Here is a 19,985-nt window from a genome sequence, read left to right as displayed (position 1 = left end):
GGCTCAGGCCGCCAGCGGCCGGCTCCAGCGCAACACAATCAACCGGTAGGGAATGAGCGCGAAGACGGCGATCGCCAGCTTCACCGCAAAATCGCCCGCCGCCCAGGACAGCCAGCGCACAACCTCTGTGGAGAAGGCGCCCATCAACGGAGCCGGTTCCAGCGCAAAGGGTTCGTTCGGACCGAGGAAGGCGAAGGCCGGCGCGAAGGCGACCGAGAAGAACACCAGCGTGTCGAGCACCGAACCGGCCAGCGTGCCGAAGATCGGCGCGCGCCACCAGCTTTGCCGGCGCAGCCGGTTGAACACGGCGACATCAAGAAGTTGCGCGGTGAGGAAGGCGGCTCCGGAAGCGCAGGCGATGCGCACCAGCCTTGCCGCCGCCGTGTCGAATTCGATCAGGCCGAGCTTGTAAAGCAGCGGCGGGCTGAAGATGGAGCAGATGACCGCCGCCATGAAGCCGACGAAGACGATACGCCGCGCGACCGCCGGGCCGTAGCGGCGGTTGGCGAGATCGGTGACGAGGAAGGCGAAGGGATAGCTGAACGCGCCCCAGGTCAGCACGTCGGCGAGCGACAGGCCGGCAATGTCCACATCGAGCGGGAACTGCACAAGCACATTCGACGCCACGACGACAAGCGCCATGGCGGCCACGAAAGGCAGGTAACGGAGAAGGAAACTCATTTTTTTATCCTGGGTGATGGAACCAGTGCAGCGCCAGCTATGAAGCGGCGCTGCGCAAGATCAGGATCAGGCTGCCGCCTGCTCAGCCGACTTCTTGGCGATCTGCTTCTTCAGCAGGCGCGCGCGCTGGGAGAGCTCGTCCTCGACGGCCTTGGTCAGGAAAGCGTCGAGGCCGCCGCGATGCTCCACCGTGCGCAGGGCGGCGGCGGAGATGCGCAGACGCACGTTCTGGTTCAGCGCCTCGGAAATGAGCGTGACGTTCACCAGATTCGGCAGGAAGCGGCGACGGGTCTTGTTGTTGGCGTGGCTGACATTATTGCCAGTCTGGACGCCTTTGCCGGTAAGTTCGCAAGCGCGGGACATGATTGCACCCTTCAATTCTTGTTCCGGCCAAACTCCCGGTGCCCGCGCCATATGGCGCGCGGTCTCCAGCAGGCGGCCTAAAGGAAAGTCGGCGTTCCATAGTGGCATTTGGCGGGGGCGTCAAGCACAAGCTCGCTCCGACACGGCAAACGGTTTTCTTATAAAGGCCGGAATTGACCCTATATGCAAACGGAAAGGGACACGCCGCGCTTGGCCGCTCATGCATCAGGAACATAGCCATGACTTCCCCGCTATCTCTCAGGCTCGCCGTCACAGCCCTTCTGTTGCCGGCGCTTGCGCCTTCAGCCGCGACAGCCGCTTCGCCGCAAACCTTCAATGGCGACTACAGCATCACCTATCTGGGGCTGCCGGTGGCGCGCGCAGCCATCAGGAGCGTGTATGACGGCCGCGACTACAACATCAGCGGCTCCGTCAACAGCGCCGGTCTCGGCCGCATTTTCGACGACACCAGGGGCTCCCTCACCGCCACCGGCCGAATTACCGCAAACGGCCCGAGCCCGCGCGCCTTCCGCGCCGAATATGTTTCGGCCAGGAAGCCTTCGCTCGTCGATATAAGCTTCGCAGATGGCGCGGTCGCCTCCACCGAGATCAAGCCGAAACCGAAGAAGCGCGGCAAGGACTGGGTGGCGCTGGACAAGGGGCATTTGCGTCAGGCGATCGACCCCATCGCCTCCACCATGGTGCGCGCCGACACCATCGATCAGGTGTGCGGACGCACGGTGAAGATGTACGATGGCGAGATACGCGCCGACCTCAGGCTCAGCTTCGCCTCGAAGGGCGATATTTCGGTGAAGGGCTACAAGGGCCCCACAGTGACCTGCCGCATGAATTTCCAGCCCGTCGCCGGCTACCGGCAGGGCAAGAAGTCTCTGGACTATCTGAAAAACCGCAGCCGCATCATGGTCACGTTTGCGCCGGTCGGCGAGACCGGTGTATATGCCCCCATCTATGCGACGATCGGCACCCAGATCGGGACGATCACCGTCAGAGCGCACCGCTTCGAAACCGCGAAATAGGCGGCCATTCCGCCGAAGCGACTTGCACGCGAAGGGATTATCGGGGGGATACGGATGGGAAGGGCAACCCTGATCGGCTTTTCGGCTGTCGCCATGTGGGCGCTGCTGGCCCTGCTGACCGACGCTTCGGGCGCGGTGCCGCCGTTCCTGCTTTCGGCCATCACCTTCGCCATCGGCGCCGGCGTCGGGCTCGCCGCGCGCCTGTTCACGCCGCAGCCGCAGCAGAAAATCCGCATTCCGCCGCAGGTGTGGATGATCGGCATCGCCGGCCTGTTCGGCTATCACTTCTTCTATTTCACCGCACTGCGCAACGCGCCGGCGGTGGAAGCCAGCCTCATCGCCTATCTGTGGCCGCTGCTGATCGTCATCGGCTCGGCGCTGATGCCGGGCGAGCGTCTGGCATGGAACCATGTTGCCGGCGCCCTGCTCGGCCTTGCCGGAACGTTCCTCATCGTCACGCGCGGCGGCGGGCTTTCCTTCGACGCCAGCTATGCCTTCGGCTATGCCATGGCCGGCGTATGCGCGCTGGTCTGGTCGGCCTATTCGCTGCTGTCGCGCCGTTTCCCCTCGGTGCCGACGACGATCGTGACGTGGTTCTGCGCGGCGACCTCGGCGCTGTCGCTGGCCTGCCACCTGATGCTTGAGGAAACGGTTCTTCCCGCCGATGTCGGCCAGTGGCTGGCCGTTCTCGGCCTCGGCCTGATGCCGGTGGGCGCGGCCTTCTATGCGTGGGACATCGGCGTGAAGCGCGGCAACATTCAGGTGCTGGGCGCCGCCAGCTACGCAGCACCCCTGCTGTCCACGCTGATATTGATCGTCACCGGCTTCGCGGAACCGTCGCTGCGCATCCTCGCCGCCTGCGCGCTGATCACCGGCGGCGCGGTGCTGGCGGCAAAATCGCTGCTGTTCGGCAGAAAAATCCCTGCCAGGGTTTAGGCCCCCGCGATCTAAGCATTGTCCTTGCGCCGGCGGATTTCGGCGAACACCTCGACATCCGCCGCGTTTTCCATGCCCAGCCGCCTGCGGATCGCCGCATCGGCCCAGCGCAGGAACGGATTGGTTTCCAGCTCCGCGCCGATTGTGGTCGGAAGCGTGGCTTTGTCTTGCGCCCGCAGCGCCTCGACCTCTTTCATCCGCGCCTGCAAGGCGGCGTTGTCCGGATCGACGCTCAGCGCGAAACGGGCGTTGGCCAGCGTATATTCATGGCCGCAATAGATCGTGGTTTCGGCAGGCAGCGCCGCCAGCCTCGTCAGCGATTTGAACATCACCGGCGGCGGGCATTCGAACAGGCGGCCACAGCCCAGCGCAAACAGCGTGTCGGCGGTGAACGCCAGCTTCGACTGCGGCAGGTGATAGCTGACATGGCCCGCCGTATGGCCCGGCGTGGCGATCACCTCGATGGTCTCGCCGCCAAAGGGAATGCGCGACCCGTCTTCCACCGTCTCGTCAATGCCGGGAATCCTGTCCTTTTCGGCCTCCGGCCCGATGATGCGCAACCGGAAGCGCTCCTTCAGCGCCAGATTGGCCGCGACATGATCGCCATGATGGTGGGTGACGAACAGGCGCGACGGCGTCCAGCCGGTGCGCTCGATGGCGGCGAGGATCGGCGCTTCCTCGGGCGCGTCGACCAGCGCCACCTCGCCAGTGCCGGAATCGCGCAGCAGCACGCCGAAATTGTCCTGCCGACACATGAACTGTTCGATCTCGATGGCCATGCGCAAACTCCTCCTGAGCTTCAGACATAGGTCGTGCGACACCGCCTGTCACCCCATCGGAGTTTGGCGGCTTTGTTGAAGTCGCCCCGCACAAGGGCTACCGTCTGGCGGCAACTCGCACGACAGGCTTTCCATGCATTCCGACATTGTCGACCTGCGCTCTTTCTATGCCTCGCCGCTCGGCCGCCTTGCCGAACGCTCGATCACCATGGCGCTGTCGTCGATCTGGGCGCCGGTGCCGAACGAGCGGCTGGTGGGACTGGGCTATGCGCTGCCCTGGCTGGAACGGTTCGGCTCGGACGCCGAGCGCGTCTTCGCCTTCATGCCGGCCACGCAGGGGGCCGTGATATGGCCCCCGACCGGGCCGGCGTCCACCGCGCTGGTGTTCGACGAGGAACTGCCGCTGATGGATTCCTCCATCGATCGCATGCTGCTCGTCCATTCGCTGGAACATGCGGAAAACCCGCGCGAGACGCTGAACGAGATCTGGCGGGTATTGTCGCCGGCCGGCCGCGTCGTCATCGTCGTGCCGAACCGGCGTGGCATGTGGGCTCGTTTCGAGCACACACCCTTCGGCACCGGCCGGCCCTATTCGCGCGGACAACTCGGCGAACTTCTTAGGGAAGCGAACTTCACGCCGGCGGCATGGTCGGACGGGCTGTTCTTCCCGCCCTCGCGCCGGCGCTTCGTGATGCGCCTGCACGGCCTGTTCGAGCGTGGCGGCCGCTGGCTGTGGCCGATCTTCTCCGGCGTCATCGCCGTTGAAGCGCAGAAGCGCCTGTATCAGGGCATACCGGTGGCGCAGCGCGCCTCCCGCCGTGTCTTCGTGCCGGTGCTGTCGCCGCAGGGCGCGCCAAGCCTTGGCATGCGCTTCAGCGCCAAGCCGACCCGCCCCAGGCCGGACGCAAAGCAGACCTGACTGATGGCCGCCCCGAAAGGAGCTGGCTCGGCGTCACCAGATCAACAGGCGTGGTCCGTCAGCTCCGGTGGCCGACCTGCTCCAGATCGAACTCGGTGGTCTGGTAGACCTGGTTCAGCCAGTTGCCGAACAGCAGATGCGCATGCGAGCGCCAGCGGTTAAGCGGCGGCCGGGACGGATCGTTGTCGGGATAGTATTCATGCGGCACCTCGATGGCCGAGCCTGCGGCGACGTCCCGGTCATATTCCTCTTTCAACGAAGTCGAATCATATTCGATATGGTTGAACATGTAGAGCCGGTTGCCGGCCGGCTCCGACAAAAGGCACGGACCGGTGACATCCGATTCCATCAGCAGATCGAGGCCGACGCCAGCCGGAATGTCGCTGCTGCGCACCTCCGTCCAGCGCGATACGGGCACCGCGAAATCGTCGGAGAAACCGGCGAGGTAGGGTGAGGCCGGGGCATCGTTGCGGTGGCGATAGACGCCGAACGCCTTCTTCGCCAGCGTGTATTTCGGGATGCGGTGGAAATGCCATGCGGCCGCCATCGCCCCCCAGCAGATGAAGAAGGAGGAATGGACGTTGCCGGTCGTCCAGTCGAGGATCTGCTCCAGCTCTTTCCAGTAATTGACCTCTTCGAAGGGCAGCAGCTCGATCGGCGCGCCGGTGATGATGAAGCCGTCGAACTTGCGGTCCCGCACCTCGTCCCATGTCTGGTAGAAGGAGATCAGGTGCTCCTCCGATGTGTTCTTGGCCTTGTGGTTGCCCACCCGCACCAGCGTCAGCTCGACCTGGAGAGGCGAAGCGCCGAGCAGGCGGGCGAACTGCGTCTCCGTACGGATCTTGTTCGGCATCAGGTTGAGCAGGCCGATCTGCAAGGGGCGGATATCCTGCCTGAGCGCCGTGCGCTCGTCCATGATCGACACGCCCTCGCGTACGAGCACCTCGCGGGCAGGGAGCTGATCGGGGATCTTGATCGGCATCGGACAAGCTCCAAAACAAAAGACCGGCGGCGAAATCGCGACCGGTCCCGACATGGCTGTCAGCCTCGGCCTTTTTTAGCGACTTCTTTAACGTGGCTGCAAGCCGACCGGCCAAATCACCACGGAACGGATTTCTATCTAGGACCGGGTATCGTTCGCGTCAATGCTCTGCGCCAAGCCTTCACCCTCGACATTGCCGTTTGCGGCGGGTATTTCCGTGCATCTCGCCGGAAATTTACGGCCTTCCAATGGATTTCGAATCATGACCACGGCACAAGAACAGTCTCGTCCCCATCCCCGCGCCGGCATTCTGGACATCGAGGCTTATGTGCCGGGCAAAAGCGCAGCGCCCGCCGGCGTGAAGCTGCACAAGCTGTCCGCCAACGAAAACCCGCTTGGCGCTTCTGCGAAGGCGATCGAGGCTGCGCGCGAGGTGGCGGGCCGGCTGGAATTCTACCCGGACGGCTCGTCCACGCCCCTGCGCGAGGCGATTGCCGAGGCCCACGGGCTGAATATGGCCAACCTCATGTGCTTCAACGGCTCGGACGAGGCGCTGGCGCTGCTGTCGCGCATCTATCTCGCCCCCGGCGACGAGGCGATCTACCCGCAATATGGCTTCCTCGCCTATCGCATCGCCATCATGGCGGCGGGCGCAACCCCGGTCGTGGCTCCGGAGAAGGACGAGCGCGTCGATGTCGATGCGATCCTGGCCAGCGTCACGGACAGGACGCGCATGGTGTTCCTCGCCAATCCCGCCAACCCCACCGGCACCTACATTCCCTTCAACGAGGTAAAGCGCCTGCACGCCGGCCTGCCCGGGAACGTCATGCTGCTGCTCGACGCCGCCTATGCCGAATATGTGCGCCGCAACGACTATGAAGCCGGCGTCGAGCTGGTGGCCGGAGCGGAAAACGTGGTCATGACCCGCACCTTCTCAAAGGCTTATGGCCTCGGCGGCGCGCGCATAGGCTGGATGTATGCGCCCGCCCACATCATCGACGCCCTCGAGCGCGTGCGCGACGCCTTCAACGTGACCGCAACGGCCATCGCCGCCGGCGCAGCCGCCGTGCGCGACCGCGCCCACGTCGAGCATTCGATAGCCCACAACGAGATCTGGCTGCCCTGGCTTACCGCAGAACTGACCGCGCTTGGGCTCAGGGTGACGCCCAGCGTCACCAATTTCATTCTCGTTCATTTTCCGGAGAACGGCGAGCATTCGGCTTCGGCCGCCGACGAGTATCTGACCGCGCGAGGGTATATCCTGCGGCGCGTTGCAGGCTACGGTTTTCCCAACGCGCTGCGGATGACAGTCGGAACCGAAGAAGCCAACCGCGGCGTCGTCGCCGCACTGACCGAATTCCTGAAAAGTTGAGAAAATGTCCGAACCCCTTTTTGAGAAGGTCGCCCTTGTAGGCATCGGCCTGATCGGCTCGTCCCTCGCCCGCGTCATCCGGCGAAACAACCTCGCCGGCCATATCGCCATCTCCACACGCAGCCCCGATACGCTGAAGCGGGCTGAAGAACTCGGCCTCGGCGACAGCTACGCCACGGATGCCGCACATGCGGCGCGCGACGCCGATCTCGTCATCGTCTCCGTGCCGGTCGGCGCTTCCGAGGCCGTGGCGAAACAGATCGCGCCAGCGCTAAAGGAGGGCGCGATCCTCACCGATGTCGGCTCCACCAAGACCTCGGTGATCACGCAGATGCAGCCGCATGTGCCCGAAGGCGTGCATTTCATTCCCGGTCACCCGCTGGCCGGTACGGAAAAATCCGGTCCCGACGCCGGATTCGCCGAGCTGTTCGAGAACCGCTGGTGCATCTTCACCCCCCTCCCCGACACCGATCCCGACGCGCTGGAGAAACTGTCGGAATTCTGGCGGCGTTGCGGGGCCAACATCGACACCATGGACGCCGCGCATCACGACATGACGCTGGCCATCGTCTCGCATTTGCCGCACATCATCGCCTACAACATCGTCGGCACCGCCGACGACCTGCAGACGGTGACGAAATCGGAAGTCATCAAATATTCCGCTTCCGGTTTCCGCGACTTCACCCGTCTGGCGGCGTCGGACCCGACCATGTGGCGCGACGTGTGCCTGCACAACAAGGACGCCATTCTCGAAATGCTGGCGCGTTTCTCCGAAGACCTTGCCTCGCTGCAAAGGGCGATCCGCTGGGGCGACGGCGAGAAGCTGTTCGACCTGTTCACGCGCACCCGCGCCGTGCGCCGCTCGATCATTGAGGCCGGACAGGAAGTCGATGCGCCGAACTTCGGCCGTCAGGCGGTCGAGCATCCGGCCAAGTCCTGACGACCATCACTGCCCGAAAAAGACCCGGCCTGCCATGCATGCCGGGTCTTCCGCTGTTCAATCCAGCGGCTCGATCCTGCCCAGCGGAATGAAGCCCAGCGTGGCGGCGCCCTTGACGATCCTGAGCGGCAGCGCCGGCTGCTTGCCCATCATCGCGAGCGCGCCGAAACCCTGCCTTATCTGCCGCGCCTGTTCCGGGATCGCTGTGGCCAGGACCTCGGCCACGGCTTCCGGGTTGGTCACGCGTATCATCAGATCGCCGTCGATCAGGCCGTCCTCGTCGATGGAAGCGGGTCCCGAAACGGAAATGGCGGCCTCACCTGAGGATAGCTGGAGCCTGGTGATGTCGAACGCATGGCCGCGCAGGCTGCGCGGGTTCGCCCGAAGCAGCGTCACGCCGTTCTTCAGCCGCGCCTCGCCCGCTCCGTCGAGCGAAGGCAGGTTGCGGCCCTCCAGCGCATCGGCGGTGATGTCCAGTTCCGCGAAGCTGCCGCGATAGAGCAGATCGTCGCCATCCGGCCACAGGTCGAGCGCAAGATCGGTCACGTTGAACAGCGGAACGGGCTCGTTGTCATCCGGATCGGTCTGGCCGGAAAGCCCCTGCGCCGTCAGCGTCATCTGGCCGGGCATCGACCGCCACAGGCCGGCGCGAATGTCGAGCTGGTCCCAGTCCAGCCACAGTGGCGCGAGACCCGGCGCCAGCATGCGCAGCGGCCCGCGCATCGTCACGTCTGCCACCAACGGATTGAAGATGCTGGTGCTGGCCTCCAGCGCCCCCGTCGTCGCGGCTATTCCCTTCGCGTCGTCCTGATAGGCAAGCCCGTTGCACAGAACGGCAAGCTTCAGCGGATAACCCTCGACGCGCAGCCGCGCGCAATCCGAGCGGACGCCTCGCCCGGAGAGGTCGGCGATCATCTGCCGCGCTTCGTCCCTGATGCGGTCGGCCAGATAGAACCAGCCGGCGCTGTAAAGCCCGAACAGGGCGGCCAGAAAAATCAGAAGCCACGGCAACCCTCGCCGCCGTTTCGGTTGCGCCTCATCACTTGACGTCATGCCGCCGCTCTCGCTACCCCGTTGATGCGAGGGAATGGGCCCTCACGAAAATGGCCGGCGCGATTGCGGCCGCGCCCGACTCTGGTGTTGGGATATGGGCGATTTTTGGGTTTTTGGCTATGGCTCTCTGATCTGGCGTCCGGGTTTCGACTATGTCGAGGCGCGTCGGGCTCGCCTGCACGGCTATCGCCGCGCGCTGTGCATCTATTCCTTCGTCCATCGTGGCACGCCTGACCGGCCCGGCCTCGTTCTCGGGCTGGATCGTGGCGGCTCCTGCGTCGGCATGGCTTTCAGGGTGGAGCACACGGCGCGCGAGCAGGTCATCGCCTACCTGCGCGAGCGCGAGCAGGTCACCGGCGTCTATCTGGAGCGGATGCTTCCCGTGCGGCTGGAAGATGGCGCGCGCGCCGATGCGATCGCCTATGTGGCCGACCGCGGGCACAGCCAGTATGCCGGCGCGCTGGACGAGACGGCCGCAGCCGCCATGGTGCGCGGCGCTTCAGGCCATTCGGGACCGAACGAGGATTACGTGGCGAACACCGTGCGCCATTTGCAGGCGCTCGGCATTCGTGACCATTGGCTGGAAGAAGTGGACCGTCGAATTGCGCGATAGGGATCGTCATTGGCAATTCGCGTCACTGCACTATGTTCAGCCCGGCGCCGGCCTGTGTTGCCGGCGATTCCTGAAGGGAGACTGATTTGCAAAAGAGAACGCTCGGCCGCACCGACCTCAAGATCACGCCGCTGGTCTTCGGCGGCAACGTCTTCGGCTGGACTGCGGATGAAAAGACCTCTTTCGATCTGCTCGACCGCTTCGTCGACGCCGGGCTTGACGCCATCGACACGGCCGACGTCTATTCGCGCTGGGCGCCGGGCAATTCAGGGGGCGAGTCCGAAACCACCATCGGCAACTGGCTGAAGAAAAGCGGCAAGCGCGACAAGGTGGTGATCATCACCAAGGTCGGCTCCGACATCGGGCAGGGCCGCGTCGACCTGTCGCCCGCGCATATCGAAAAGGCCGTGGAGGCGTCGCTGAAGCGCCTGCAGATTGACGTGATCGACCTCTACCTTTCGCACTGGCCGGACCCGACCGTTCCCCATGCCGAGACACTGGGCGCTTACCAGCGGCTGATCGAGAAGGGCAAGGTGCGCCATATCGGGGCCTCCAATCTGGACGCCGGCCAGATGAAGGCCGCGCTCGACGCCGCCGACCATCACAGCCTGCCGCGCTACGAAGTGCTCCAGCCGGCCTACAACCTATACGACCGCAGCGAATTCGACGGCCCGCTGCGCGACCTGTGCGTGGCCAGGGGCGTCGGCGTCATCAGCTATTACGGGCTGGCCAAGGGATTCCTGTCCGGAAAGTACCGCAGCAAGGCCGATCTGGGAAAAAGCACGCGCGGCAGCGGCGTCGCGCCCTATCTCAACGAGCGCGGCATGCGCATCCTCGCCGCACTCGACGAGGTGTCGGCGAACCATGCCGTCACCCCGGCGCAGGTGGCGCTGGCATGGATCATGGCGCGGCCTGGCGTTACTGCGCCTATCGCCTCCGCGACCTCGCTGGAGCAACTCGAAAGCCTGATCGGCGCGGTCTCGCTGAAGCTTTCCGACGCCGACATGAAAAGGCTGGACAGCGCCAGCGCTCCCTGAATCTCAGCCCGGCCCGACGCCCAGCTCCTTCAGCCGCTTCGCGGCGGTGGGCGGCATGGGCGGCGGATTCGGCGCACCCGCGGCCTCGATGAGCAGTTCATCGCAGGCCGCTTCGGTTTCGCTCACCAGCCGGCGCATGAACTCTTCCTTGTCCAGTCCCGCCGGTATGGGCCTGAGGAAGCGCGCTTTGATGGTTCCGGGATAGCGCAGGAACTTGCGGCGCGGCCAATAGAGCCCCGCGACATGGGCGACCGGCACCACCGGCACGCCGAGCTGGCTGTAGAGCTCGACAATGCCCCATTTGTAATTCGGCACGTCTCCGGGCGCGCGGCGCGTGCCTTCGGGATAGATGATGAGCTGGCGTGGATTGCGCGCCATTTCCGCCTTGGTGGCCGCGATGACACCCTTGAGCGCCCGGGCGCGGCTGCCACGGTTGACCGGAATCATACGCATCTTGAGCAGGTACCATCCGAAGAACGGAATCCAGGTAAGTTCGCGCTTGAGGATGTAGATCGGATCCTTGAGGTAGGGGAAAAAGGCGAACGTATCCCAGAACGACTGGTGCTTGGGCGCAAGGATGAAAGAGCCGTCCGGCAGGTTCTCCTGCCCCGTGATCTCCTTGCGGGTCAAGGCGATCTTCTCATAGAGCCACATGCTGGAGCACGACCAGAACCTCGGTACGAACCATGCCCGGCGGCGCGTCGACAGGAAGTAATAGGGGGACCAGAAAAGCATCTGGAAAATCAGGCTGGCGTAGAAGGCGAAGTTGAAGGCCAGCGAGCGGATGTGAAGCATAGGCGAGGCGAGCCTGTAATCGGAGCAATGCCGGGGAAGCGCGAAACGCCCTGCCGCCCGCAATTGCGTGGATGCGAAGAAACAGGCGCCCTCGTTACACCAAGCGTGGGAAAAATGGAAACCGGCATGAAAGGGCCGCGTTCATTCCTTTGCGGAAGCGTCCGCCACCGACATGCCCGCATGTTGCAGGCGCACCGGCACCACGCCGCGGGCCAGCGCGGCGAGATATTTGTTGTATTCTGTGAACAGCACCCGAAGCGCTTGCGGCTTCACCAGCCAGCTTCCGTCGTCGAGCTTGGAATTGACGACCGGATAGGGCTCCAGCCGCGCCCCGCGCAGCAGCCGGCCCATCTCCAGCAGGCTCCGTGGCATATGATAGTTGTTGGTCACGAGAATGATGCTGCCATAGGCATGTTCCCCGACCCATTTGGCGCTCTCCTCGGCATTGCCGATAGTGTCGAGCGCGGCGCGGTCTATGTCCACGCAGCAGGCGAACAGCTTGCTGTCGCCGCCCATGGCGAGCTGGAGCTGCTTGCGGCTGGCGGCCGGATGCACGCCGCTGATCAGCAGCCGCTGGCCCTTGCCTGATTCGAGCAGGCTCATGGCGGCGTCGAGGCGGGACTGCCCGCCGGTCAGCACGATGATGGCGTCGGCCTTTGGAGGGTTCATGGGCGCGGTTAGCCGGCTGACATGACTGGAGAACCAGCCGAACCCGGCGACGAAGCAGGTGGCGACGGCAAGCGCGAGGATCGCGCCAACGCGCAGGACGCGGCGGGCGCGCCCGCGCGTTCTCGTCTCGATGCGCGATGCTGGCGCCATCCCGGCCATTACACCCGTCTCCTTCCCAAGCACTCACGCATGGTAAACCGTGATTCGCGCGCTTTGGCGGAGCGTCGGATGCACATTGAGTTACGAATTATTTCAGTCTGTGATCGGCGCTTTCAAACATCCGCCTGACCCGCTTCCAGATCGCTGAGATAGGCCACGACCGTTGCATGAGATGTTGCCGCGGTGAGCGCGCCGATGATGATCACCATCATCAGCACGCCGAAATATCCGGCCGAGCCGATGGCGAAATTGCCGAAAAGGGCTGCCGCCTGATCGCCCTGCGGGGTCGCCATGTTGCGCGACGACCACCATGAGAAGGCGACGAACACGACGATGGCGGCGAGGCCGCCCGCCGCGGCCCCCTTCATGCCGGTGAACAGGAAGCGTTTGCGGAACTGGCGCGCGATGAACGAAGCTTCCGCGCCAACGAAGTGCAGCACCTCGATGATATGACCGTTGCCGGCCATGGCGCCACGCGTGGCGAACACCACCGTCATCACCGTGGCCGACAACATCAGCGCCAGCACGGCGATGCCGATCGTCACCGTCGTGTGCGCCATCGCCACCAACCGATCGACCCAGGTCCGGTGGTCGTCCAGCGTGGCGCTGGGCGTCGCCGTCGTTATGGCGGCGCGCATGGCGGCGAAATCCGGCGGGGCGTTTTCATCGATGGTAACGATGACGAGCCGGGGCACCGGCAATTGCTCTATGTCGAAGCCGGACCCCAGCCACGGCTCCAGCAGACGCATCGTGGCGGCGCGGTCGACGATGCGCGTGGCCTTCACCCCGTCGAATTCGGCGGCGATGCCGGCGGCTGTGGCCAGCGCGATCTCCATGTCGATGCCCTCGGCCGGCTTGATCTGGATCGTCGCCTCGCGCGAAATCTGGTTCTCCCACACCGAGGCCGTGTCGCGCACCAGCGTCACCGCGCCGAAGGTGACGCAGGACAGGAAGGTCATGATTGCGATGACCACCACCAGAGCCCGGCCGGCGATGTTCTGGGCCGGCACGATCGGCGCGGTCTTGCGCGGGGCGCGTTCGGCCGGCGCGGGGCGCTCGAACTCTTCCTCTTCGGCCGGCGGGGCGGCGGGAACGTCAATCATAGATGTCCAGCCTTCCATTGGCGAGGATCAGCCGCCGGGCGTCGACCTGGTCCATCAGCGTGAGATCGTGGGTGGCGATGACGACCGCCGTGCCGAGCCGGTTCAGCTCGATGAAGAGCCTGAGCAGCCGGCGCGCAAGCTGCGGATCGACATTGCCGGTCGGCTCGTCGGCGAGCAGGATTTCCGGCTGTTCGATCAGCGCGCGCGCAATCGCCGCACGCTGCTTCTCGCCGCCTGAAAGAACCGGCGGCAGCACATGCATGCGCTCACCCAGACCGACCCATTTCAGCAATTCCATGACATCGGTGCGGTAGCTCGATTCCTCGCGGCCGCGCACGCGCAGCGGCAGCGCCACGTTCTCATAGGTCGTCATGTGGTCGAGCAGGCGGAAATCCTGGAACACGATGCCGATGCGCCGGCGCAGCAGCGGCAATTCGCCACGCGAGATGCGGGCGCGATCCTTGCCGAAGACGGTGATCAGCCCCCGCGTCGGTTTCAGCGACATGAACAGCAGGCGCAGAAGCGTGGTCTTGCCCGCTCCCGAAGGACCGCTGAGGAACTGGAACGACCCGGCCGGTATGTGCAGGGAGATGTCGCGGAGAATCTCCGGACCCATGCCATAGCGGAGACCGACATTTTCGAAGCGGATCACGTTGAACGACCTGAAAGCTGAACGGGCGAAGCACCGACCGTTTCCTTCAGTCGAAAATCGTTAGGGATGGTTAATGGCAGGTTAAATTCCGGCAATTTCGTCACCGATGGGTGGCCTCCGGTCGTGAAGCATTAACCATTTTCCGGCTAGCTGGCTGGAACTGATGTGCGAACGGGGACCAGCATGGCCGCCCACAAGATGGCACGACCGGTTTCCGGCGAAATCATGGCCGTCCCGCAGGAACAGCCTGCCGGCGGCGTTTTTCGTCCGGCATCACCGTGCGCGGACGATATCGTTGAAGCCGATTACATCGTGCTCGGCGAAGCTTCGGCTACCCGCTCGCCATGCGGAAGCGAGGCGGACGGCGTGGCGAAGAGCGACGCGCCGCAGCCGCCGACCGATGGCATGGCGGTTCTGCTGAGGCACGGCCCGACCCGCTCGAAGCCCTTCTCCCGCGCCGCCGGTCCGGCCTTCTGGCTGACCGGCTTCGGCGTCGCCGCCACCACCTTCTGGATAGCCGGCGGCCATGCGCTGGTCACCGAGAGCGATCTTTTGCGTCCATCTCCGCAATCGGCGCTCAGTATTTCCGCCGTCACCTCACGCATCGATGATTCGGGAGCGCGGGCGCTGCTGCTCGTCGATGGCGAGGCCGGCAATGACGGCGTGGCGCAAGCGCAATTGCCGCCGCTGGAAATCCGAGTCACCGGCGACGACGGCCGCATCACCCGATACAGGTTGGGGACATTGGACCGTACATTGGCCCCGGGCGAAAGATTCGCCTTTTCCGGACGCGTCGAGGTGCCTAGAAACGGGGTGAAATCCGTATCCGTGGCCTTTGCCGGATAATCGAAGTCAGATCAGGTTGCAGTGGGAGTATCGCCAAAATGCCAGTCGTGCGCGGCAAGGACATCGAAGTCCTGTTCTCGGCCTCGGCGATCGCCCGCCGCAATCTGGAGCTGGCCAAGGAAATCGCCAGCCGCGAATATCACGACCTGCTGGTCATCTCGATCCTGAAAGGCTCGTTCATCTTCGCAGCCGACCTGATCCGGGCCATGCATGATGCGGGACTCGCCCCGGAGGTGGAGTTCATCTTCATCTCCTCCTACGGCGCGGGCACGACCAGCGGCGAGGTCAGGGTGCTGCGCGACATCGACAATGAGGTCGCCGGCCGCGACGTGCTCCTGGTCGACGACATTCTGGAATCGGGCAAGACGTTGCAGTTCACCCGCAACCTCATGCTCTCGCGGGGTGCGAAAAGCTGTTCTCTGGCCGTTCTGCTCGACAAGCGCATGCGCCGCCAGACCGACCTTGAAGCCGACTATGTCGGTTTCGACTGTCCCGACCATTTCGTCGTGGGCTACGGCATGGATGTGGGCCACGCCTTCCGCGAACTGCCTTTCGTCGGCATCGTCACAGGGGACGCGTAACCCTTTTCTTACCATCCGCGATCAGCAAAATTCAACTTTTGGCCGTCAGACTCCAGCGCATGGCAAAGCTTCTGATCGTCGAGGACGATGATTCCGTCCGCATGTTCGTTTCCCGCGCGCTGGAGCGTGCAGGACACCAGATTCACGTCGCCGCAGACGGAGCGCAGGGGCTGGAGATGATCCGCGCCGCCAATGGCGGCTATGATCTGGTCGTGTCCGACATCCGCATGCCCGAGATGGACGGCATCGAGATGGCGATGTCCGCGGCCCGCGTCTTCCCCGGCCTGCGCATCCTGCTGATGACCGGCTACGCCGACCAGCGCGAGCGCGCCGACGAGTTGAACGAGGTCATCATCGATGTCGTCAACAAACCGTTCACGCTGGCCGAAATCCGCAGCCGGGTCGATGCGGCGCTCGCCGTGGACCTCATCCGGGCCGCCTGAAGCGGGTCGCCCGGGGTCACTTCGCTTCCAGAAGCCTTTCGAGATAGCGGCGCTCGACCTGCGGCGACAGCGCATCGCCGAGCCGCTTGCGGATCTCGTCCAGGATGCGGCGGGCGCGCTGCACGTCGATCTCGTCCGGCACCTTGACGGAATCACCGAAATCAGGGCCCTGCGTGGCGCGGGGCCGGCCCAGCGGGTCGCGGTCGGCGTTCTGCTGGCGGCCACCCTGCCCCTGCTGTCCGTCTTCGCCCATCATCGCCTGCAACTGCTGCATCATGTCGCGCGCGCCCTGCCGCAGCGCTTCGAGCGCCCGGCCCTGATGGCCGACGGCGCGATCGCCCTCGCCTTCGCCGAGCGATTCGCCGGCCTGGCCCATGGAGCGGTCGGCCTGCCCGAAGCCCTCGTTGGGCTGCATGCCCATGCCTTCAAGGTTCTTGCCGAGCTGCTGGAGGTCCCGCTGAAGCTGGCCTTGCCCCTCCTGCAACTGCTTCAGCGCCTCCGCCAGCTCTTCCGGGGTCATGCCTCCCTGTCCCGGTTGCCCGTTGCGGTCGTTTTGGCCCTGCTGGCCCTGATCCTGCCGGTCCCCATCCCCGCTTTGGCCATCGTCGCCGCGCTGCATCTGGTCCATGCGGAACGTCTCGTTCATCATCTCCTGCTGGCGGCGCATGATCTCGCCCAGCTTGTTCATCTGCTGGCTGAATTCGCCCTGCTGGCCCTGCTGCCCCTGATTCGGCTGGGCCATCTGCAAATTGTTCATCATGTCCTGAAGCTGGGAGAGTAAATCCTCGGCCTGCTCGCGATTGCCGGACCGGGCGAGATTCTCGATCTGGTCCAGCATGCGGTCAAGGTCGCTCTGGCGCATCTGCTGGCCGTCCTGCGGCATCTGGGCATTGTCGCGGTTCTGGTTGCGCTGGGCGAACTCGCGCAGGAAATCGTTCATCGCCTGCCGCAGCTCCTGCATCAGCTTGCTGATCTCCTCATCGGAAGCGCCGTTGCGCAGGGCTTCCTGCAAGGCCTGCTGGGCCTGCCGCAGGCGCTGTTCGGCGTCGGACAGGCTGCCATCCTCGATACCGAGCGCCACCTGCCACATATAGGAGACCACATCGCGAAGCTGGTCGTCGCTCCCCGCCAGCCTGAGACGGCTTCGTACGCTCATCAGCGCCAGATAGCTGGTCGGGCTGTCGAACGTATCTTCGGGGCGCAGCGTGACGGCGTCGATCAGGTCGAGCACGCGCTGTCTGGCGTTGGCGTCGAGACCGAGCAGGCGGCGTTGTTCGATCACCGCCCGCGCCAGCGGATTGGTGAAGCTCCGCTCCGGCATGACCATGGTCATGGCCTCGCTGTGCGCGGTCTGGTCGGCATCGTCGGTGGCTGACAGCGTCAACCTGATCGAACTGCCGGCCCACACATGCTCCGTCAGGTCTTTCGAAGTCTTGGCCGCATTCGCCTTTGAACCGCGCCGTGGCAGGTTGAGCGTCATTTCCGGCTCATCGTAAAGCGGGCGCGCATTGGGGGCGGGCGCTTGCGCCTGCTCGAACCCGGCCCTGGCCGAAGCCGCGCCATAATCGTCCTCGATCTCGTATTGGAGTTCGAGCGTGCCGTTGACGGCGCGCTTCGGCTCAGCCGCGAAGCGGATGACCGGCGGCTTGTCAGGCGTCACCGAAAAGCCCCAGCGGCCGATCTCCTGACGGCCGGAATGCAGCAGCAACTCGCCATCTTCGGTGAGTGCGCCGGCAAACTGCCTGACATTGCCGGCAGCCGGTGCCGCGCCTGCCTCACCGCTCGCCGCCTTTGCGGGCTCGATCGCCTGCGCGTCGCGGCCGGAAGGCGCATAGCTCAGCGTCTCCTCGCCCGATCCGCCTGTGACGCGCAGCGAAAGCGTGCTGTCCTGCGGGACCGTGAAGGTGGAAACGCCGCGATTGGCGTCGGCCGTCAGGAACATCGGGGCCTTGCCGGTATAGGGCGGCGGCGTCACCCAGGCGTCGATGCGCGGCGCGATTACCTCGCGCGCCGCCGCCGGCTGGAAGGGATCGGAGAGGCGCCCGCCCAAAGGACCATAGGAAAAGGCGAAGGACGTGAACAGCAAAAGCGCCACGCCGGCGCGCAGGCCCCACGGGTCGCGCTCGGGAACGCGCGCATCGGGAACGGCGGCGTCGAGCCTGCCAAGGCGCGCAGCCATGCGCTTCTGATGCTCGCGCCACAGCGCCTCGCCAAAAGGCGTGCGCGCGCCGCTCGGCCGGTCGTCGAGCGTGAGCAACGGATTGTGCTCCAGCCGGTTCACCGCTTCGATGCGGCGGTCGATCTCCGCCGCCTTCGGCAGGCGCAGGAAGCGCAACGGCCACAGAGCCGCGAGCGCGCCAAGTGCGAAGACGGCCGCAAGCGCGACGCGCAGCCCTTCCGGCAGCAAGGCGAACACGCCGAACCAGGACAGGCTGACGAACAGGCCGGCAATCAGCACAAGCGGCAGAACCAGCGGCCAGAAGCGTTCGGCGATCATCGCCACGCGCGTCGCCGCGCGGCTGAAAAGAAGCCGTTGCTTCAGTCTTGGGGTGATGCTTGCGTTGGGACGGTCAGTCATCGGCCTTTCCACAGCCGGCCTTCATGGCATGGCCTGTTCACCAGCAATAGCAGCCCAACAATAACAGCAAAGACGGCGAAGGCGAGGCGGCTTCCCGAAAACGTGATCGGAGCGCGCAAGCCGGGACGCCCTGCCGGAGCGCCTTGGGGGCGGCTTTTGCAGCCCGCCCTTCCGCCTTCAGAGCCAGTCGGGAACCTCGTCCAGCCCGATCAGCTCGTCATAGGTCTGGCGCTTGCGCACGACGGCGAAGCGGTCGCCATCGACCAGAACTTCCGGAACGAGGCGGCGGGTGTTGTAGGTGCCGGACTGCACCGCGCCATAAGCCCCGGCGGTGTAAACGGCGACCAGATCGCCCGGCTCCATGCGCGGCAGATTGCGGTCCAGGCCGAGATAATCGCCGGTCTCGCATACGGGCCCGACCACGTCGGCCTTAATCCAGTCCACATCAGCGGCCGGCTCCGCCACCGGGCGGATGGCGTGATAGGCTTCATACAGCGTCGGCCGGATCAGGTCGTTCATGCCGGCGTCGACAATGAGGAAATTCTTCGCCTCGGCTTCCTTCAGATAGATGACCTCGGTGACGAGGATGCCGGCATTGCCGACAATCAGCCGGCCCGGTTCGAACACCAGCCTGACGCCCAGATCGGCGAAATGCTTGCGCACGATATCGCCATAGGCGACGGGAAGCGGCGGCGGCGAATTGTCCTGATGGTATGGAACGCCCAGACCGCCGCCAAGGTCGACATGGGTGATGTCATGCCCATCCGATTTGAGCTGTCCCACCAGTTCGGCCATCAGGGCGAAGGCGTCGTCGAAGGGTTGCAGATCGGTGATCTGACTGCCGATATGCGCATCGACGCCGCAGATCTTCAGGGAAGGAAGCGTTGCGGCGCGGGCGTAGGCTTCCCGCGCCCGCGACAGCGGAATACCGAACTTGTTCTCCGACTTGCCGGTCGCAATCTTGGCGTGGGTGCGCGCATCGACATCCGGATTGATGCGCAACGACACCGACGCCACCTTGCCGAGGGCGGCGGCCCGCGCCGACAGAAGCTCCAGCTCCGGTTCGGATTCGACATTGAAGCAGTAGATGCCGGCTTCAAGGGCGAAGTCCATTTCCCGCGCCGTCTTGCCGACGCCCGAGAACACGATCCTGCCCGCCGGAATGCCGGCGGCGAGCGCCCGCCGGATCTCGCCTTCCGAAACCGTGTCGGCGCCGGCGCCGAGTTTGGCCAGCGTCTTCAGCACGGCTTGGTTGGAGTTGGCCTTGAGCGCGTAGCACACCAGTGCGTCGAGGCCGGCGAAAGCCTGGGCGAACACGTTGAAATGGCGCGTCAGCGTCGCCGTGGAATAGCAGTAGAACGGCGTGCCGACCGCAGCCGCGATGGCTTCTATCGAGACGTCCTCGGCGTGCAGGACGCCGGCGCGATATTCAAAATGGTTCAAGGCA

The 19,985-nt window shown here is 64.8% G+C and carries 21 protein-coding genes and 1 riboswitch; of the genes, 10 read left to right on the top strand and 11 right to left on the bottom strand.

All coding sequences use genetic code 11. The annotated features are described in order from the left end of the window. Positions 1–3: 3 nt before the first annotated feature. Together ABID44_RS09005 and rpmB are read right to left on the bottom strand one after the other, a co-directional pair. Positions 4–681, bottom strand: a complete 678-nt coding sequence (locus ABID44_RS09005) for a queuosine precursor transporter (RefSeq protein WP_354151369.1) — start codon at positions 679–681, stop codon at positions 4–6. 66 nt (positions 682–747) lie between these two features. Continuing rightward, positions 748–1,044, bottom strand: coding sequence for a 50S ribosomal protein L28 (gene rpmB / locus ABID44_RS09000; protein WP_354151368.1), 297 nt, complete (start codon positions 1,042–1,044; stop codon positions 748–750). A gap of 239 nt (positions 1,045–1,283) precedes the next feature. Between rpmB and ABID44_RS08995 the strand changes: the two genes are divergently transcribed. Together ABID44_RS08995 and yddG are read left to right on the top strand one after the other, a co-directional pair. Beyond that, entirely contained in the window at positions 1,284–2,081 is a 798-nt protein-coding gene (locus tag ABID44_RS08995; RefSeq protein WP_354151367.1) for a DUF3108 domain-containing protein, read from the top strand. Between the two features lie 54 nt (positions 2,082–2,135). Next, positions 2,136–3,017 (top strand): aromatic amino acid exporter YddG, encoded by an 882-nt coding sequence (gene yddG, locus ABID44_RS08990; RefSeq protein WP_354151366.1) that lies wholly within the window; start codon positions 2,136–2,138, stop codon positions 3,015–3,017. Positions 3,018–3,028: 11 nt separating this feature from the next. Here yddG and gloB read toward each other — a convergent pair whose 3' ends face one another. Then, the gene (gene gloB, locus ABID44_RS08985; protein WP_354151365.1) at positions 3,029–3,796 is read right to left on the bottom strand and encodes a hydroxyacylglutathione hydrolase; all 768 of its coding nucleotides are present in this window, start codon (positions 3,794–3,796) and stop codon (positions 3,029–3,031) included. Between the two features lie 133 nt (positions 3,797–3,929). On the opposite strand from gloB, the gene ABID44_RS08980 reads away from it, so the two are divergent. After that, positions 3,930–4,715 (top strand): class I SAM-dependent methyltransferase, encoded by a 786-nt coding sequence (locus tag ABID44_RS08980; RefSeq protein WP_354151364.1) that lies wholly within the window; start codon positions 3,930–3,932, stop codon positions 4,713–4,715. Between the two features lie 58 nt (positions 4,716–4,773). Here ABID44_RS08980 and ABID44_RS08975 read toward each other — a convergent pair whose 3' ends face one another. After that, positions 4,774–5,697 (bottom strand): homoserine O-succinyltransferase, encoded by a 924-nt coding sequence (locus tag ABID44_RS08975; protein ID WP_354151363.1) that lies wholly within the window; start codon positions 5,695–5,697, stop codon positions 4,774–4,776. 53 nt (positions 5,698–5,750) lie between these two features. Continuing rightward, positions 5,751–5,830, bottom strand: a riboswitch (SAM riboswitch). 129 nt (positions 5,831–5,959) lie between these two features. Here ABID44_RS08975 and ABID44_RS08970 point away from each other — a divergent pair. Both ABID44_RS08970 and ABID44_RS08965 read left to right on the top strand, forming a co-directional pair. Then, complete coding sequence (locus tag ABID44_RS08970; protein WP_354151362.1) at positions 5,960–7,069, top strand: pyridoxal phosphate-dependent aminotransferase; 1,110 nt, start codon at positions 5,960–5,962, stop codon at positions 7,067–7,069. A 4-nt stretch (positions 7,070–7,073) separates the two neighbouring features. Then, entirely contained in the window at positions 7,074–8,009 is a 936-nt protein-coding gene (locus tag ABID44_RS08965) for a prephenate/arogenate dehydrogenase family protein (RefSeq protein WP_354151361.1), read from the top strand. Between the two features lie 57 nt (positions 8,010–8,066). On the opposite strand, the gene ABID44_RS08960 is transcribed toward ABID44_RS08965, so the two are convergent. Continuing rightward, positions 8,067–9,062, bottom strand: coding sequence for a DUF2125 domain-containing protein (locus ABID44_RS08960; protein ID WP_354151360.1), 996 nt, complete (start codon positions 9,060–9,062; stop codon positions 8,067–8,069). 94 nt (positions 9,063–9,156) lie between these two features. Between ABID44_RS08960 and ABID44_RS08955 the strand changes: the two genes are divergently transcribed. Beyond that, on the top strand, positions 9,157–9,675 hold the full coding sequence (locus ABID44_RS08955) for a gamma-glutamylcyclotransferase (RefSeq protein ID WP_354151359.1): 519 nt from the start codon (positions 9,157–9,159) through the stop codon (positions 9,673–9,675). 86 nt (positions 9,676–9,761) lie between these two features. Beyond that, on the top strand, positions 9,762–10,712 hold the full coding sequence (locus ABID44_RS08950) for an aldo/keto reductase (RefSeq protein ID WP_354151358.1): 951 nt from the start codon (positions 9,762–9,764) through the stop codon (positions 10,710–10,712). Positions 10,713–10,715: 3 nt separating this feature from the next. Here the strand turns inward: ABID44_RS08950 and ABID44_RS08945 are convergent, their stop codons facing one another. The 4 genes from ABID44_RS08945 to ftsE all read right to left on the bottom strand — a co-directional run bounded on the left by ABID44_RS08945 (position 10,716) and on the right by ftsE (position 14,090). Further along, a complete protein-coding gene (locus ABID44_RS08945; protein WP_354151357.1) occupies positions 10,716–11,507 on the bottom strand; it encodes a lysophospholipid acyltransferase family protein in 792 nt (263 codons plus the stop codon). 141 nt (positions 11,508–11,648) lie between these two features. Continuing rightward, on the bottom strand, positions 11,649–12,335 hold the full coding sequence (locus ABID44_RS08940) for a YdcF family protein (RefSeq protein WP_378226568.1): 687 nt from the start codon (positions 12,333–12,335) through the stop codon (positions 11,649–11,651). Positions 12,336–12,448: 113 nt separating this feature from the next. Further along, the gene (locus ABID44_RS08935) at positions 12,449–13,438 is read right to left on the bottom strand and encodes a cell division protein FtsX (RefSeq protein WP_354151356.1); all 990 of its coding nucleotides are present in this window, start codon (positions 13,436–13,438) and stop codon (positions 12,449–12,451) included. After that, positions 13,431–14,090: a cell division ATP-binding protein FtsE gene (gene ftsE / locus ABID44_RS08930; protein WP_354151355.1), complete on the bottom strand. Its 660-nt coding sequence runs from the start codon at positions 14,088–14,090 to the stop codon at positions 13,431–13,433. Before ftsE ends, ABID44_RS08935 begins: the two co-directional genes overlap by 8 nt. Positions 14,091–14,273: 183 nt before the next feature. On the opposite strand from ftsE, the gene ABID44_RS08925 reads away from it, so the two are divergent. Genes ABID44_RS08925 through ABID44_RS08915 form a run of 3 tightly spaced genes read left to right on the top strand, consistent with a single transcriptional unit; the run spans position 14,274 to position 15,960 of the window. Continuing rightward, a complete protein-coding gene (locus tag ABID44_RS08925; RefSeq protein WP_354151354.1) occupies positions 14,274–14,936 on the top strand; it encodes a hypothetical protein in 663 nt (220 codons plus the stop codon). A gap of 38 nt (positions 14,937–14,974) precedes the next feature. Beyond that, complete coding sequence (hpt, locus tag ABID44_RS08920) at positions 14,975–15,517, top strand: hypoxanthine phosphoribosyltransferase (RefSeq protein WP_354151353.1); 543 nt, start codon at positions 14,975–14,977, stop codon at positions 15,515–15,517. Between the two features lie 59 nt (positions 15,518–15,576). Beyond that, positions 15,577–15,960 carry a response regulator gene (locus ABID44_RS08915; RefSeq protein ID WP_354151352.1) on the top strand — a complete coding sequence of 128 codons (384 nt, stop codon included), beginning with the start codon at positions 15,577–15,579 and terminating at the stop codon, positions 15,958–15,960. A 16-nt stretch (positions 15,961–15,976) separates the two neighbouring features. Here ABID44_RS08915 and ABID44_RS08910 read toward each other — a convergent pair whose 3' ends face one another. Continuing rightward, a complete protein-coding gene (locus ABID44_RS08910) occupies positions 15,977–18,538 on the bottom strand; it encodes a TIGR02302 family protein (protein WP_354151351.1) in 2,562 nt (853 codons plus the stop codon). A gap of 177 nt (positions 18,539–18,715) precedes the next feature. Then, positions 18,716–19,981: a diaminopimelate decarboxylase gene (gene lysA, locus ABID44_RS08905; protein ID WP_354151350.1), complete on the bottom strand. Its 1,266-nt coding sequence runs from the start codon at positions 19,979–19,981 to the stop codon at positions 18,716–18,718. Positions 19,982–19,985: the final 4 nt, after the last annotated feature.

Source organism: Aquamicrobium ahrensii (genome assembly GCF_040545755.1).
GTDB classification, from domain to species: domain Bacteria; phylum Pseudomonadota; class Alphaproteobacteria; order Rhizobiales; family Rhizobiaceae; genus Mesorhizobium; species Mesorhizobium ahrensii.
Note: the sequence above shows the minus strand (reverse complement) of the source record. Positions and strands in the feature narration are given on the sequence as shown.

Coding starts and splice junctions, on each gene's coding strand:
- ABID44_RS08980 (WP_354151364.1), top strand. CDS start 3,930: ATGCATTCCGACATTGTCGACCTGCGCTCTTTCTATGCCTCGCCGCTC.
- ABID44_RS08910 (WP_354151351.1), bottom strand. CDS start 18,538: ATGACTGACCGTCCCAACGCAAGCATCACCCCAAGACTGAAGCAACGG.
- ABID44_RS08945 (WP_354151357.1), bottom strand. CDS start 11,507: ATGCTTCACATCCGCTCGCTGGCCTTCAACTTCGCCTTCTACGCCAGC.
- ABID44_RS08935 (WP_354151356.1), bottom strand. CDS start 13,438: ATGATTGACGTTCCCGCCGCCCCGCCGGCCGAAGAGGAAGAGTTCGAG.
- ABID44_RS08955 (WP_354151359.1), top strand. CDS start 9,157: ATGGGCGATTTTTGGGTTTTTGGCTATGGCTCTCTGATCTGGCGTCCG.
- yddG (WP_354151366.1), top strand. CDS start 2,136: ATGGGAAGGGCAACCCTGATCGGCTTTTCGGCTGTCGCCATGTGGGCG.
- gloB (WP_354151365.1), bottom strand. CDS start 3,796: ATGGCCATCGAGATCGAACAGTTCATGTGTCGGCAGGACAATTTCGGC.
- ABID44_RS08940 (WP_378226568.1), bottom strand. CDS start 12,335: ATGGCCGGGATGGCGCCAGCATCGCGCATCGAGACGAGAACGCGCGGG.
- ABID44_RS08975 (WP_354151363.1), bottom strand. CDS start 5,697: ATGCCGATCAAGATCCCCGATCAGCTCCCTGCCCGCGAGGTGCTCGTA.
- ABID44_RS08925 (WP_354151354.1), top strand. CDS start 14,274: ATGGCCGCCCACAAGATGGCACGACCGGTTTCCGGCGAAATCATGGCC.
- ABID44_RS08970 (WP_354151362.1), top strand. CDS start 5,960: ATGACCACGGCACAAGAACAGTCTCGTCCCCATCCCCGCGCCGGCATT.
- ABID44_RS08960 (WP_354151360.1), bottom strand. CDS start 9,062: ATGACGTCAAGTGATGAGGCGCAACCGAAACGGCGGCGAGGGTTGCCG.
- rpmB (WP_354151368.1), bottom strand. CDS start 1,044: ATGTCCCGCGCTTGCGAACTTACCGGCAAAGGCGTCCAGACTGGCAAT.
- ABID44_RS09005 (WP_354151369.1), bottom strand. CDS start 681: ATGAGTTTCCTTCTCCGTTACCTGCCTTTCGTGGCCGCCATGGCGCTT.
- ABID44_RS08965 (WP_354151361.1), top strand. CDS start 7,074: ATGTCCGAACCCCTTTTTGAGAAGGTCGCCCTTGTAGGCATCGGCCTG.
- ABID44_RS08995 (WP_354151367.1), top strand. CDS start 1,284: ATGACTTCCCCGCTATCTCTCAGGCTCGCCGTCACAGCCCTTCTGTTG.
- hpt (WP_354151353.1), top strand. CDS start 14,975: ATGCCAGTCGTGCGCGGCAAGGACATCGAAGTCCTGTTCTCGGCCTCG.
- ABID44_RS08915 (WP_354151352.1), top strand. CDS start 15,577: ATGGCAAAGCTTCTGATCGTCGAGGACGATGATTCCGTCCGCATGTTC.